Below are 14,606 nucleotides of genomic sequence, written 5' to 3'. Positions count from 1 at the left end.
GTCCGACAGGCGTTGTCCTCACGTAAAAAAGCGCGGGCCATCTGGTCCGCGCTTTTTCGTTATGGAGGGAACATCAGGCCAGCAGCCGCCCCAGCGCGCCATTGACCAGCGCTCCGCCCACCACCAGCCAGGCAAACAGCACCGCGCCCAGGATCATCGGCTTGATGCCGGCGCTGCGCAGCGCCGAGAGGTGGGTGGACAAGCCCAGCGCGGCCATGGCCATGGCCAGCATCAGGGTGTCGGCCTGCAGCAGCAGCTGGTTCAGCGCAGCGGGCAGGGGGAAGAAGGAGTTGAACACCACCACACCGATGAAGGCGAAGGCGAACCAGGGAATCGACAGCTTGTTGTGCTGGTGCTGGTGACCCGAGGTGGTGGGCGCGGCCTTCATCGACAGCATCAGCAGGAAGGGCGCCAGCATCATCACGCGGACCATCTTGGTGATCACCGCCACGTCGGCCGTATGCTGGTCGATGGAGCGGGCTGCCGCCAGCACCTGGGCCACTTCATGGACGGTGGAACCGATATAGACGCCAAAGTCCGGCAGGCGCAGGCCCCAGGCCGGTTCGGCCTGCAGCGTATGCAGCAGCGGGTAGAGGAAGATCGCCAGCGAACCGAAGATGACCACGGTGGAGACCGCCACGGTGACCTGCTCGCTGCGCGCACGCAGCACGGGTTCGGTGGCCATCACCGCCGCTGCACCGCAGATCGAGCTGCCGGCGCCGATCAGCAGGGCCGCATCGCGGTCCAGCTTCAAGACCTTGGTGCCGACCAGCCAGGCCAGCCCGAAGGTCGACAGCAGCATGGCCGCGTCGATCACCACGCCAGCCAGGCCGACGTGGGCGATGTCCTGGAAGGTCAGGCGAAAACCGTAGAGGATGATGCCGGCGCGCAGCAGGGTCTGCTTGGAAAAGCGCACGCCCTCGCCGCAGGAGGCGCCCAGGCGCGGGTAGATCGTATTGCCCAGGACGATGCCCAGCACGATGGCCACCGTCAGGGCCGAGAAGCCGTGGTCCTGCAGCCAGCCGATGTTGCCCAGGCTCATGGCGGCCCAGGCGAGAGCGCCGGACAGGGCCAGGCCGGCCAGGGCCGGATGCAGGGGGGATGTTTGGGTTGCCGTGCGCATCTTACTCTCCACGCGATGAGGTGCTGTCGATGGCTGCACTGTACGCGTGGCGGCTATAAAAGAAAAACGCGTTATTTTGATAATATCTACCTGTTTAATTGGTAGATCGTGTTGTCTTCCCGGAGCGCAGGACATGAAAATCACATTGAGGCAGTTGCAGATCTTCCTGGCCGTGGCGCAGTCCGGCTCGACCACCGCGGCGGCGGACCTGGTGGCCTTGTCGCAATCGGCTGCCAGTGCGGCGCTCAATGAGCTGGAGCATCTGCTGGGGGTGCAGTTGTTCGATCGCGTCGGCAAGCGCCTGGTGCTCAATGACAGCGGCCGCCAGCTGTTGCCGCAGGCGCGCCACATGCTCGACGCCGCGCAGACCATCGAGCGCCAGTTCAGTGATCCGGAGGCGGGCAGTGAATTGCATATCGGCGCCTCCACCACCATCGGCAGCTACATGCTGCCGGCCATGATCGCGGCCTACCGCAAGGATCACGCGGGTGCGCGGGTGCGCGCGCTGGTGGCCAATACGGCTGACATCGTCGATGCGGTGGTCAATTTCGAGGTCGATGCGGGTTTGATCGAGGGGCCTTGCCACGCCGATGATGTCGAGGTGGAGCCGTGGATGATGGATGAACTGATCGTCGTGGCGGCACCCCGTCATCCGCTGGTGAAGTCGGGCCGCAAGATCACCCTGAAGCGGCTGCGCGAAGCCGAGTGGCTGCTGCGCGAGGCCGGCTCCGGCACGCGCGAGGCGGTCGAGCATGCGCTCATTCCCTATCTGCACCATCTGCCCTCGTCCTTCGAGTTCGGCAATTCCGAGGCGATCAAGCGCGCCACGGCCGAAGGCTTGGGGATCAGCTGCCTCTCGCGCGCGGTGGTCGAGGACATGATCGAGTCGCGCAAGCTGGTCGAGCTCGATACGCCGCTGCCGACCCTGCGCCGGCATTTCTACATGGTGGTCAGCCGCCACCGTGCCCCTTCGCCCAGCCTGGGCGCGCTGCTGGGTTTCTGTCGCGCCTGGGCGCAGCGCCAGCAGCCGGGTTGAGAGGGCGTTCCAGCGTTCGTCAGAGCGGCTCGAACACGCCCGCGCTGCGGTTCTTGGCGACCTTGTTCCAGGCAAAGATGCGTCCATTCATCGCCACATAGACGCCCGCAGGCAAGACCTGCGCCACGCCACAGGCGAAGCCGAAGTTGAACAGCGCATCCGAGTTGGCGATTTCATAAGGGATCATCGCACCGGTCAGCACCACGGTCTTGCCGGTCAACGCCTGGCCCAGCACCTGGGCGGTCTGCTGCATGGTGTCGGTGCCGTGGACGATGACGATGGCTTGCTGTGACGAGGCCTGGCAGGCGGCGAGCACGCGCTGGCGATCGCCGTCCTGCATTTCCAGCGAATCGAGCAGGGGCAGGATTTCCAGGGATACCTCCGCGGTAATACGGGCGCGGGCGATGACGTCGGGCAGGTGGCTTTCGCCAAAGCCAAGCTGCCCTGCGATTTCGTCGTAGTGCTTGTCGAAGGTGCCGCCGGTGGCGATGATGCGCAGGCTCATGGTGGTTCCGTTTCCTGGAATAAAAATACCGTCCGCTATCTTACACGGACGGCATGCGGTCTTGCTGCGCAGGATGGCAGGATCAGGCGGCCAGCAGGGCCTCCACCTGCGGGGGCGGTGCAGCCCCAGTGTCTTGCGGCACCAGTTCCAGTGCGTTGGCGTGAGGCACGCTGCCATCGACCACCCAGGCAAACAGCCGATCGACTGCAATGGCCTGGATCAGCAGCTGGCCGCCATTGGCCTTGATCACGTGCGAGACCAGCATGGATTCCCCTTGCAGTGCAAAGGGCGTATGGATGATCTGGGCCTGGCCGAATTGCGGCACGGCGTGCAGTTCATCGGCCAGCAGGCCGATGGTGTGCGCACCATGCTGCACGATCATGACCTGGCTGCTGCTGGTGATGGCCGAGCGGGTGCCACGGATCAGGAAGCCCAGGTCGAAGACCCAGATGAAGTCGCGGTGCTGGCCCTCGCGCTCCAGTCCCAGTATGCCGATCTGTTCGGGGCGGCTGCCCATGGAGGTGGGCAGTACCTCGCTATAGGGAACCGCTTCCATCACGTGAACTGCGGCGATGGCAAAGAGACTGTGGTCGGAGAAGAAGGTGGCGTATTCGAGATCCTCGCCGTTGCGGTTCACGGCGACGTCCTGTTCCAGCTGGAAGGCGCTGCTGCTGTTGGACGTACCGCCTTCGTTGATCGCACCGAAGCATTGGAACACCACGGCAATCACGTCTTCCTGATAGCCATCACTGGTCTTGAATTCGCGGTAACCGCTGGAGGCGCTGGTGGCGACGATGGCGTACTGACCGTCATGCAAGGTGACGCCGGAGCGGTGCGCGCCATGGTCCAGTTGCAGCATGGTCGCATCGATCTCCAGAGTGCCCCCGACCGGACGGGCGGCGTCGGTGCTGGACAGGATGCGCCCATCACGGCTGACATAGAAGGCGCTCATGCGCTGCTTGCCCGACAGGCCCGCGACCAGCATGTTGCGCAATTCCGGTTCAGCATCGAAGACGATGCCAATGCCGCCCACCACTGCATCCTGGTCCAGCGCGCGGATGGCGGCGTGATAGATGTAGGTGTGACGGCCGTCATACAAATTGCTTGGGCCGAACGGGCTGACATGGTATTGCTGCGCGCTGCGCAGCGTGCTGACCGCCTCCAGTGTGGTCTGATCGATGTGGCTGCCAAGCACGCTCTCCAGCGCATCGCCGGTGCTGGCCACGATGCGGCCGTGGCGGTCATAGACAAAGAGGCGCGTATAGACCGTATAGAGCCTGTTGATGGCGGCCAGGATGCTGCTGATCTTGGCGCTGTCATCGGCGCTGACCTGGTCTTGCGCCAGCATGCTGCGCAGCTCCGGCGTGAGCGCCCACCAGCGGCAGTCATCGGAGCGTTCGTAGAGATTGCGATCCAGCAGGTCCACCATCAGGCTGGTGGTGAACTCGGCATCGCGCATGCTCGACACCAGTACGGTCTGGTAGAGATCGTGGATCGACTGCGCGAACAGTTCGTTGCTGCGATTGCCGGTCTCGCTGATCTGGTCGAGGATGGTCTTGAGCTTGATCATTTCACCACGCTGGCCGGCGGTCATGACCTGGCCATTCCAGACGATGCGCTGGATGGTCTTGGCGGCGGTCATGATGTCGTGCAGAGGCGGACAGAAGGAGTGCGCGTGCGCAAGCAGTCCTTCGGCGACCTCGGGAGCGAGTTGCGAAAGGGTGTCGCTGGCGCTGTCGTTGAAGGCCACGTCCACCGGGATCATCACCTGCCCCTGCCAGCCGGTCGGGCCGGGATAGCCCTGGTAGCCTTCCGAAGCGAAGGTGCGCACCAGATACTGGCGGCCGCTGTGCATCATCAGGCGCGGCTGGCCATCGATGTTGACCGGGACCTCGCTGCCGGGCGGGATCCATAGCGCATCGGCGCTGGCAATGACGCGGTTCTCGCCATCGAGCAGCAACATGTTGCTGCGCCCTTGCGGATCGCCGTGGGCGGCGAAGATGCCGGCCATCTCCTCTTCGAAGTGGAAGCACAGGCAGAGCACGCCAATGACTGCACCAGTTTGGGGATGGTGCATGCGGCGCGAATACACCAGCGCACGTTCCTTGGCCGGCCGCAGGTCGGTGGCGCGGAAGGTCTCGACATACGTGTCGGACTCCAGGGTTTGCCGGATCAGCGGATCGGCGCTGTGTTCCAGGGGCGTGGTCGGGTCGATCTGCACCAGCACGTTGCCCTCGGTATCGAGCAGGATGATCTCGTCATAGACGGTGTACTTGTTGCGATACTCGCGCAGGCGATAACGCGTGGCTTCCACCGAGTCGGTGAGGCCGGCCACGAAGTTGCACAGTTCCCGGTCGGTCGCCAGGAAGCCCACATCGGCGGTGCGTTCGAAGAGGTTGCGCACCACGATGTCGATCACGTAGCGCGCCTTGGTGCCGATCTCGGCCAGCACGTTGCGCACCTTTTCGTGGGCGAGACTGCTGACCAGTTCCCGCTCCAGGCGTGAGAAGCCGGAGCGGGTGGCGGCCATGGTCGGCAGGATGCTCTTGGCTTCGGCGGGGCAATTCATCTTGGCCGAGGCCTCGATGATGCGCCACATCTGGTTCAGCTCCTGGAGCGACTGTTCGCAGCGGGCAACGTCGCGCATGTAGGGCAGGAAGGTTTCGGTATGGGTTTCGGGGGGGAGGATTCTGTCTTTGTCTGTGGCGTTGTGCGTGGTCATGGTTGGCATCCCTCTGATTTGTCGCAGGTTCAACGCAGCTCGATGTTGGAATTTCCGCCATCGGTTGCTTGTTATGGTTTGTTATATTTTTTTGTTGCGATTTTTGATCAGCAAGTTGCATGCCAGTGTGCGCAAGCCTTTGCGGCGAATGATTCTCTGTCGGGTGGTCGGCAGACTAAATTTTTATACTATTTCGGTGCCGGGAGCTTGGCGGAGGGGCAGGGGGGCTGACCAGTCAGGGAACAATTCGGTGCGTATCGATTGCAGTGGGGTAACTGGTCATACCACGAGCTGTTCCCGGGGCGGGAAATGCAATTTCATCGGGCCGCTTATAATGGTGCGCATATGAAACCACTGGCACCCGGCACCGTCATCTTTCATCGTCATCGCGGCTATGGCGTGATCGTGCTCGTCAACTTGTTGACGGGATGGATTTCTGCGCGCTTCGGCAGCGAAGTGCGCACCCTGGACCTGAACCTGTCCTCGGATGAAGTCCAGCACGCCGACGGTACACCCATCCTGTTCCGTCGCACGCCACCTGATCGCATGCCGCATGCACGCCTGATGGAGATGGTGCGCGAGCTGCACCGGGCCGGTTACCAGAAACTTTACCTGTACAGTTGGCCCAAACCGTCCGGACTGCACTGGCGCTGGCATCTCTTCGGCGGTCCGCGCAACTGGATTGAGCGCCCATGGCGCGAGGGCTGGTATGGCTCGGGAGCGGACTACAACTTCAATCCGGTCATGGGCTGGGGCGATGTGCCTTCCTCGTCGCCGCAGGAGCTGGCGCGTCTGCTGGCGCAGTTCGATCCGCAGGGACTGGCGCAGGCGCTGGGCGAAGACCAGGAGCACGCCAACTGGTTCGAGCTGGTCTGCGCCACGCTGCTGCCCGACTATGCCTTCAGCCTGGGCTGGCACTACAACGGCGCCATGCCGGAGCACCTGCCGGTGATCCCGGTGCGGCGCAATGTGCCTGACTATGCCGGGCCGCCATTACCCTGGCCGCCCGGATGGCGGCAACTGTGGAAGGGCGCGGGGCCGATGCCCCAGCAGGCCTACAACCCGCCTGTGCGCACCATCCACCGCATCACCCCAGAGCCTCAGGATTGAGGACATGGGTGGGCGCGCCGGCCGCGTAGGCCACGATGTTCTGGAAGGCGGCGCGGAAGTACAGCTCATAGCCATCCTTCTCCACATAGCCCAGGTGCGGGGCAGCCACCACATTATCCATCTGCAATAGCGCAGACTCCACCGGCAGCGGTTCGCGCTCGTAGACGTCCAGCGCAGCCAGGCCGGGGCGGCCTGCGATGAGCGCGGCTTCCAGCGCGTCAGGCTCGACCAGCTCGGCGCGGCTGGTGTTGACGAAGCAGGCGGTCGCTTTCATCCGCGCCAGGTCGCTGGCCTTGACGATGCCGCGGGTGGCGTCATTGAGCCGCAGATGCAGGCTCAGCACGTCGGCCTGGGCGAAGAATTCTTCCTTGCTGGCGGCGGCCTGGTAGCCATCCTTGATGGCTTGCTCGCGGCTGGAGTCACGGCCCCAGACCAGCACCTGCATGCCAAAGGCCCGGCCATAGCCGGCCACCAGCCGGCCGATCTTGCCATAGCCCCAGATGCCCAGCGTGCGGCCCTTGAGCGCCGTGCCGATCAGGTTGTGGTGGGGCGTGGGCGAGACCTGTTGCCAGGCGCCGGCGCGCAGGGCGCTGCAGTATTGCGGCACGCGCCGCATGGCCGCCATGATCAGCGCCCAGGTCAGCTCGGCCGGCGCCGTCGGGTCACCCACGCCTTCGACGATGGCGATGCCGCGCTCGGTGCAGGCGGCCACGTCGACATGGCCGCTGACCTTGCCGGTCTGCGACACCAGCTTGAGCAACGGCAGCTTTTCCAGCAAGGGACGGGTCAGGGCAGTGCGTTCGCGGATCAGCACCACGGCGTCGAAGGGCGACAGCCGCGCCGCCAGCTGGCCGACGCCGCGGATGGTGTTGTTGAATACCTTGACGTCGTGGCCGTCGAGCAGGCGGAAGCAATCGAGGTGACGCACTGCGTCCTGGTAGTCGTCGAGGATGGCGATCTTCATCTGGGTCTCCGTGGCGGGTAGGGGGCCGGGCGTCGTCCGGGTAGGTCGGCGACGCATCGGCGTCATCATAAATCGATTGTGGACGGGTGGCGCGCCGGCGTCATGAAATGACATGGCACTCGCATCTGTAGGAGGAGTGGAGGGCAATGAATGCGCCGTCCGCTGTCAGACGATGTCAGCAGAATGACAACCCTTGTTGCTGAGCGGGCCAGATGAAAAATTCTGTTCGATTTTTGTCAGTGATATTCATATGGTGAATGACGAAAACCCCGCTATGCCGCGCAGATCCAGTATCGATGCGGTTTTCGCTGGAAATGCTGTTATGCGCCATGGTAATGAAAAAACAGATTTTTTTTGATTTGTAATTACCTACTACATAAGTCGGGTATTTTTCGCTACAAATTTTAGTAAATTCCCGGCAATGGGGGTACAATCCCTGCCACTTTCCTGCACTCTCGCCTGTCGAAGAGTGCGTAATGCCCGCCGCCAGCATCGGTGACGGGCAGGGCGGCAAGGCCTCTGCGAGGTCGCCGCCATCGACAAGACCGCCGTATTGCTGGCTGGTGGCGTGTTTATCCCGCCGGTTCCAAGCAACGACGATCCTGCCGTGCCAACCGAATTCATCAACTTGTGGCATTGGAGGTAGCATATGAACCAACCCCTCATGGCAGGCATTCCCGCAGTGAATGCTCCCGCCCACGTCAAACACCAGAAACTGATCAACTGGGTCGCCGAAATTGCCGCGCTGACCAAGCCGGCTCGCATTTACTGGTGCGATGGTTCCCAGGAAGAATATGATCGCCTGTGCGCCGAGATGGTCGCCGCTGGCACCATGAAGAAGCTGAACCCGGAAAAGCGTCCCAACAGCTACCTGGCCTGCTCTGATCCGTCCGACGTGGCGCGCGTGGAAGACCGCACCTTCATCTGCTCGCAGAACAAGGAAGACGCCGGCCCGACCAACAACTGGACCGATCCGGCCGAGATGCGCCAGACCCTCAACGGTCTCTTCGACGGCTGCATGGCCGGCCGCACCCTGTACGTGGTGCCGTTCTCGATGGGTCCGCTGGGTTCGCCCATCGCCCACATCGGCGTGGAACTGTCGGATTCGCCTTATGTGGCGGTCAACATGCGCATCATGACCCGCATGGGCAAGGCCGTCTATGACGTGCTGGGCACTGATGGCGAGTTCGTGCCTTGCGTGCATACCGTGGGCGCACCCCTGGCCGCTGGCCAGAAGGATGTGGCCTGGCCGTGCAACGCCACCAAGTACATCGTCCACTATCCGGAAACCCGCGAAATCTGGTCCTATGGTTCCGGCTATGGCGGCAACGCGCTGCTGGGCAAGAAGTGCTTCGCCCTGCGCATCGCCTCCACCATGGGCCGCGCCCAAGGCTGGCTGGCCGAGCACATGCTGATCCTGGGCGTGGAATCGCCCGAAGGCAAGAAGCACTATGTGGCCGCAGCCTTCCCCTCGGCCTGCGGCAAGACCAACTTCGCCATGCTGATCCCGCCCAAGGCCTTCGGCGGCTGGAAGGTCACCACCATCGGCGACGACATCGCCTGGATCAAGCCGGGCGCCGACGGCCGCCTGTACGCGATCAACCCGGAAGCCGGCTACTTCGGCGTGGCCCCGGGCACCAACGAAAAGAGCAACTACAACTGCATGGCCTCGGTCTCGGCCAACACCATCTTCACCAACGTGGCGCTGACCGATGATGGCGACGTCTGGTGGGAGGGCATGACCAAGGAAGCCCCGGCGCACCTGATCGACTGGCAGGGCAAGGACTGGACGCCGGAGATCGGCAAGGAAACCGGCCGCAAGGCGGCGCACCCGAACGCCCGCTTCACCGTGGCCGCGACCCAGAACCCGGTCATCGACCCGGCCTGGGATGATCCGGCCGGCGTGCCGATCTCGGCCTTCATCTTCGGCGGCCGCCGTTCCACCACCGTGCCGCTGGTGACCGAAGCCCGCAACTGGGTCGAAGGCGTCTACATGGCGGCCACCATGGGTTCGGAAACCACCGCTGCGGCCGTTGGCCAGCAGGGCGTGGTGCGTCGTGACCCGTTCGCCATGCTGCCCTTCGCCGGCTACAACATGAGCGAATACTTCCAGCACTGGCTGGACATCGGCAAGAAGATCGCCGCCTCGCCCGCCGAGCTGCCCAAGATCTACTGCGTGAACTGGTTCCGTACCGATGCCGATGGCAAGTTCGTCTGGCCCGGCTTCGGCGACAACATGCGCGTGCTGAAGTGGATGCTGGACCGCATCGAAGACCCGCAAGGCGTCAAGAGCGGCGGTGTCGAGCACCTGTTCGGCATCACTCCGCGTTTCGAGGACCTGCAATGGGAAGGCCTGGATTTCAGCGCCGACCAGTTCGCCACCATCACCTCCATTGACAAGGCCGCCTGGCTCAAGGAACTGGAGCTGCATGCCGAACTGTTCGACAAGCTCAAGCACAAGCTGCCGGCCGAACTGCAGGGCGTGAAGGACAAGCTGGAGAAGAAGCTGGCAGCCTAAGCTGACCGGTTCGGAGTAGACAGAAGCGCCTGCCGCAGCGATGCGGCAGGCGTTTTCGTTTGCGCTGCGGGTGAGCTCTCAACCCGGCATCAGCAAGGTCAGCGGCATGAGCGCCGCGCGCAGCGCTTCAGGCAGCGCCACCGGACGGCGGCTGGCGCGGTCCACGTACACATGCACGAAGTGGCCCCGCGCGGCAGCGCTCTCTTCCCCGGCCTTGAAGATGCCCAGCTCGTAGCGCACGCTGCTGCGCCCCAGATGCGCCACGCGCACGCCGACCTCGATCAGGTCGGGGAAGGCCACCGAGGCGAAATAGTTGCACTGCGTTTCGATGACCAGCCCGATCACTTCCCCGTGTTCGATATCCAGTGCGCCCTGCTGCACCAGGTAGTGGTTCACGGCGGTATCGAACCAGCTGTAGTAGACGACGTTGTTGACGTGGCCATAGACGTCGTTGTCCATCCAGCGCGTCGGGATGGCGTGGAAATGCAGGAAATCGGCGCGACGGCCGGGTTGGGGACGGGGTTCGCTCATCGGGTCATCGAAGTCAAGATGGATCGGCTTGTGCGCCTGCACAAGAACGGCTTGCTTGCAGTAACATTGCTCCCACTTCCGATCGCGCCCGCCGTGGCGTGGCCGGAAGTGTTCCATCTTAAGCGATCACGGTCAGATGTTGGCCAGCGCCGTGCTTGCATCCGCGCCAGCCGACGCCATGTACTCCGGGTGACCGCGCCGTTTTGCGGTCACCGGCGCTGCCGATAGCCTGATCCTCAAGATCGATAGTTAATTCCAATCAAAAACATTGATTAAATAAAATTGATCTATTTTGTTTGGCGTTCTACTATTCAACCCATCGCTTCACTCAACCCCCCTTTTAAAGGAAATCGACAATGTCCCTGATCAACACCACTATCAAGCCGTTCAAGGCAACCGCTTACCACGATGGCAAGTTCGTCGACATCACCGAAGCCACCCTGAAGGGCAAGTGGTCCGTCTTCGTGTTCTACCCGGCCGACTTCACTTTCGTGTGCCCGACCGAGCTGGAAGATCTGGCCGACAACTACGCTGAATTCAAGAAGCTGGGCGTTGAGATCTACGGCGTGTCCACCGACACCCACTTCGCTCACAAGGCATGGCACGACACCTCGGAAGCCATCAAGAAGGTGCAATACCCGCTGGTGGGCGACCCGACCGCTACCCTGGCGCGCAACTTCGAAGTGCTGATCGAAGAAGAAGGCCTGGCCCTGCGCGGTACCTTCGTGATCAATCCGGAAGGCCAGATCAAGGTCCTGGAAATCCACGACAACGGCATCGGCCGTGACGCTTCGGAACTGCTGCGCAAGGTCAAGGCTGCCCAGTACGTCGCATCGCACCCGGGCGAAGTCTGCCCCGCCAAGTGGGAAGAAGGCGCCGCCACCCTGAAGCCGTCGCTGGACCTGGTCGGCAAGATCTAAGCCCGAGCAAGCAAGACGTCGCGCCGGCAACCCGGCGCGACTGCAACGATCCCCCTGTAGTACCCGTCCCGACCGGCTCTCCCCCGGGCAAGCGGCCGACCCTCACAAGGGCTAGGCCGTGGTCAGGACGACTTTGAATCTCTCAACGAGGAAGTAATCATCATGCTGGATGCCAATCTCAAGACCCAACTGAAGGCCTATCTGGAAAAGGTCAGCCACCCGATCGAGATCGTCGCGTCGCTCGATGATGGCGCCAAGTCGCGGGAGATGCAGGAACTCCTGCAAGACATCGTGCTGCTGTCGGACCGCATCAAGCTGGTCGAGCAACGCGGCGCCGATGCCCAGGGACGTACCCCGTCCTTCAAACTGAACCGCCCCGGGACCGATATCAGCGTCGAATTCGCCGCGATCCCGATGGGCCACGAATTTACCTCCCTGGTGCTGGCGCTGCTGCAAGTGGGCGGGCACCCGGTCAAGCTCGACGACAAGGTCATCGAGCAGATCAAGAACCTGGACGGCGACTATCGCTTCGAGACCTACGTCTCGCTGACCTGCCAGAACTGCCCGGAAGTCGTGCAGGCGCTCAATGTGATGTCCATCATCAACCCGCGCATCCAGTCGGTGACCATCGATGGCGCGCTGTTCCAGGGCGAAGTCGAGCAACGCCAGATCATGGCCGTGCCGACCGTCTACATGAATGGCGAGGTGTTCGGCCAGGGCCGCACCGGCGTGGAAGAGATCCTCGCCAAGCTCGATACCGGCGCCGCTGCCCGCAAGGGTGAGGAACTGAGCGCCAAGGAGCCGTATGACGTGCTGATCGTCGGCGGGGGGCCCGCCGGCGCGGCGGCCGCCATCTACGCCGCTCGCAAGGGCATCCGTACTGGCGTGGTGGCTGAGCGTTTCGGCGGCCAGGTGCTCGATACCCTGGCCATCGAGAACTTCATTTCGGTGCAGGAAACCGAAGGCCCGCAATTCGCGACCGCGCTGGAACAGCACGTGAAGGCCTATGACGTCGACATCATGAACGTGCAGCGCGCCGAAGCACTGGTGCCGGGCGACAAGCTGATCGAAGTGAAGCTGGCCAATGGCGGCGTGTTGAAGGGCAAGACCGTGATCCTGTCCACCGGTGCGCGCTGGCGCAATGTCAACGTCCCGGGTGAGCAGGAATACAAGAACAAGGGCGTGGCCTATTGCCCGCACTGCGATGGTCCGCTGTTCAAGGGCAAGCGCGTGTCGGTGATCGGTGGCGGCAACTCGGGCGTGGAAGCGGCCATCGACCTGGCCGGCATCGTCGCCCATGTGACCCTGATCGAATTCGCTGCCGAACTGAAGGCCGACGCGGTGCTGGTGCGCAAGTTGAAGAGCCTGCCCAATGTGACCATCGTGACCTCGGCGCAGACGACCGAGATCACTGGCGACGGCCAGCGCGTCAATGGCATCAGTTACAAGGAACGCGAGACCGGCGAGATCAAGCACGTACCGCTGGAAGGTGTGTTCGTCCAGATCGGCCTGGTGCCCAACACCGAATGGCTCAAGGGGACGCTGGCCTTGTCCAAGCACGGCGAGATCGAGATCGACGCCAAGGGCCAGACCTCGATTCCGGGTGTCTTCGCCGCTGGCGACGTGACCACCGTGCCTTACAAGCAGATCGTCATCGCCGTGGGCGCAGGTGCGACGGCGGCGCTGTCGGCCTTCGATCACCTGATCCGCTCGTCGGCTGATGACGTGGCGCCGGCTGCGGCCAAGGAAGCAGTGGCCGCCTGAGCCATACGCCAGCCGCACTAGTAGCAAGAAACAAAAAACGCCACCGGTTGAATCAGCCGGTGGCGTTTTTGTTTATATCCTTTTCTTGTGAGGCGCTTGCCGCTGGCCAGACCAGCGCGGGGCATAAAAAAACGCCATCGGTTGATCCCGATGGCGTTTCCTTGAAGCAGTACCGCTGGCAGCTTACTTGAACATCAAGCGCAGCGAATCCCAGGCGCGTCCGATGAAGCCGGCCGGGCCGACGGACTCCAGCGCCACTACCGGCAGCTCGGTCACGGTCTTGTCGTCGATGGTCACCTTCAGGGTGCCGACCTTGGCGCCTTCGGCGATCGGGGCGATCAGCGGATCATTGCGGTCCAGCTTGGTCTTGACCTTGTCAGCCGTGCCCTTGGGGATGGTGATGTAGACGTCGTTCTTGAAGCCCACCTTGATCTTGCCCTGCGAACCCTTCCAGACATCAGGCGTATCGACCGGCTGGCCCTTGGCGTAGAGCTTGACGGCGTCGAAGTTCTGGAAGCCCCAGTTCAGCAGCTTCTGGCTTTCCTGCGTGCGGACCTGGTCGGACACGGTGCCGATCACCACCGAGATCAGGCGGCGCTCGCCGTTGGGCACCGGGCGGTGGGCCGAGGTGATCAGCGAGTAGCCGGCGCTGGAGGTGTGGCCGGTCTTCATGCCATCGACCGTCGGGTCCAGCCACAGCAGGCGGTTGCGGTTGGGCTGGGTGATGTTGTTGTAGGTGAACTTCTTCACCGAGTAATAACGCTTGTAGTACTCGGGGAAATCGTTGATCAGGTTGCGGCACAGGATGGACAGGTCACGCGCGGTGGTATAGGTGTCCGGGCTGGGCAGGCCGTGCGGGTTGCTGAAGTGGGTATTGGTGAGGCCCTGGCGCTGCGCTTCGCGATTCATCAACTGCACGAAGGCGTCTTCGGTACCCGAGACGGCTTCGGCCACGGCCACGGCGGCATCGTTGCCCGAGACCGAGATCAGGCCGTAGAGCAGGTTGTCGATGGAGACCGGCTTGTTGGGTTCGATGAACATCTTGGAGCTGCTCGGATCGACCTTCCAGGCGTTGACCGAGACGCTGACTTCCTGCTCCAGGCTCAGGCGCTTGTCGCGCAGGGCGGCGAAGGCCAGGTAGGCCGTCATCAGCTTGGTCAGCGAGGCCGGTTCCACGCGCGTGTCAGGGTCGCTCGAGGCGATCACCTGGTTGGCCGAGGCATCGAGCAGCAGCCAGCTCTTGGCGGCCACGGTCGGCGGCGGCAGGCTCTGGGCGGAAGCGGTGAGGGTGGAAATGGAAAGGACGGTTGCGGCGAGCGCCGCGAGAAGCTTTTTCATCGGTGCCTAAGAAAAATTGCCAGCACGGGGGAACATCGTTGCTGTGGGTTTGAAAAGAGATCGAGGCCGGGCGGG

General features: G+C 63.0%; 12 protein-coding genes. 5 read left to right on the top strand and 7 right to left on the bottom strand.

Translation table 11 applies throughout. The annotated features are described in order from the left end of the window. Positions 1-73 precede the first annotated feature (73 nt). Positions 74-1,123, bottom strand: a complete 1,050-nt coding sequence (locus tag ACP92_RS21530) for a YeiH family protein (protein ID WP_013236243.1) — start codon at positions 1,121-1,123, stop codon at positions 74-76. 133 nt (positions 1,124-1,256) lie between these two features. On the opposite strand from ACP92_RS21530, the gene ACP92_RS21525 reads away from it, so the two are divergent. Beyond that, a complete protein-coding gene (locus ACP92_RS21525) occupies positions 1,257-2,159 on the top strand; it encodes a LysR family transcriptional regulator (RefSeq protein ID WP_013236242.1) in 903 nt (300 codons plus the stop codon). A gap of 19 nt (positions 2,160-2,178) precedes the next feature. On the opposite strand, the gene ACP92_RS21520 is transcribed toward ACP92_RS21525, so the two are convergent. Then, positions 2,179-2,664, bottom strand: a complete 486-nt coding sequence (locus ACP92_RS21520; protein WP_013236241.1) for an asparaginase domain-containing protein — start codon at positions 2,662-2,664, stop codon at positions 2,179-2,181. An 82-nt stretch (positions 2,665-2,746) separates the two neighbouring features. Then, the gene (locus tag ACP92_RS21515) at positions 2,747-5,386 is read right to left on the bottom strand and encodes a chemotaxis protein CheW (protein ID WP_048348633.1); all 2,640 of its coding nucleotides are present in this window, start codon (positions 5,384-5,386) and stop codon (positions 2,747-2,749) included. A gap of 345 nt (positions 5,387-5,731) precedes the next feature. Here ACP92_RS21515 and ACP92_RS21510 point away from each other — a divergent pair, with 345 nt between their 5' ends. Next, positions 5,732-6,496, top strand: coding sequence for a hypothetical protein (locus ACP92_RS21510; protein WP_013236239.1), 765 nt, complete (start codon positions 5,732-5,734; stop codon positions 6,494-6,496). Here ACP92_RS21510 and ACP92_RS21505 read toward each other — a convergent pair. Further along, positions 6,474-7,460 carry a D-2-hydroxyacid dehydrogenase family protein gene (locus ACP92_RS21505; RefSeq protein ID WP_013236238.1) on the bottom strand — a complete coding sequence of 329 codons (987 nt, stop codon included), beginning with the start codon at positions 7,458-7,460 and terminating at the stop codon, positions 6,474-6,476. The two genes, ACP92_RS21510 and ACP92_RS21505, sit on opposite strands and share 23 nt — an antisense overlap. A gap of 175 nt (positions 7,461-7,635) precedes the next feature. After that, the gene (locus tag ACP92_RS24760) at positions 7,636-8,097 is read right to left on the bottom strand and encodes a hypothetical protein (protein WP_156181818.1); all 462 of its coding nucleotides are present in this window, start codon (positions 8,095-8,097) and stop codon (positions 7,636-7,638) included. Positions 8,098-8,109: 12 nt separating this feature from the next. Between ACP92_RS24760 and ACP92_RS21500 the strand changes: the two genes are divergently transcribed. Continuing rightward, positions 8,110-9,978: a phosphoenolpyruvate carboxykinase (GTP) gene (locus tag ACP92_RS21500; protein ID WP_013236237.1), complete on the top strand. Its 1,869-nt coding sequence runs from the start codon at positions 8,110-8,112 to the stop codon at positions 9,976-9,978. 78 nt (positions 9,979-10,056) lie between these two features. Here ACP92_RS21500 and ACP92_RS21495 read toward each other — a convergent pair whose 3' ends face one another. Continuing rightward, entirely contained in the window at positions 10,057-10,509 is a 453-nt protein-coding gene (locus ACP92_RS21495; RefSeq protein ID WP_013236236.1) for an acyl-CoA thioesterase, read from the bottom strand. A 356-nt stretch (positions 10,510-10,865) separates the two neighbouring features. Between ACP92_RS21495 and ahpC the strand changes: the two genes are divergently transcribed. Beyond that, positions 10,866-11,429 (top strand): alkyl hydroperoxide reductase subunit C, encoded by a 564-nt coding sequence (ahpC, locus tag ACP92_RS21490; protein ID WP_013236235.1) that lies wholly within the window; start codon positions 10,866-10,868, stop codon positions 11,427-11,429. 162 nt (positions 11,430-11,591) lie between these two features. Then, a complete protein-coding gene (gene ahpF / locus ACP92_RS21485; protein ID WP_013236234.1) occupies positions 11,592-13,193 on the top strand; it encodes an alkyl hydroperoxide reductase subunit F in 1,602 nt (533 codons plus the stop codon). 183 nt (positions 13,194-13,376) lie between these two features. Here ahpF and ACP92_RS21480 read toward each other — a convergent pair whose 3' ends face one another. Continuing rightward, positions 13,377-14,531 (bottom strand): D-alanyl-D-alanine carboxypeptidase family protein, encoded by a 1,155-nt coding sequence (locus ACP92_RS21480; protein ID WP_013236233.1) that lies wholly within the window; start codon positions 14,529-14,531, stop codon positions 13,377-13,379. Between the last annotated feature and the right edge of the window lie 75 nt (positions 14,532-14,606).

Origin of the sequence: Herbaspirillum seropedicae (assembly GCF_001040945.1) — a bacterium.
GTDB classification, from domain to species: domain Bacteria; phylum Pseudomonadota; class Gammaproteobacteria; order Burkholderiales; family Burkholderiaceae_D; genus Herbaspirillum; species Herbaspirillum seropedicae.
Note: the sequence above shows the minus strand (reverse complement) of the source record. Positions and strands in the feature narration are given on the sequence as shown.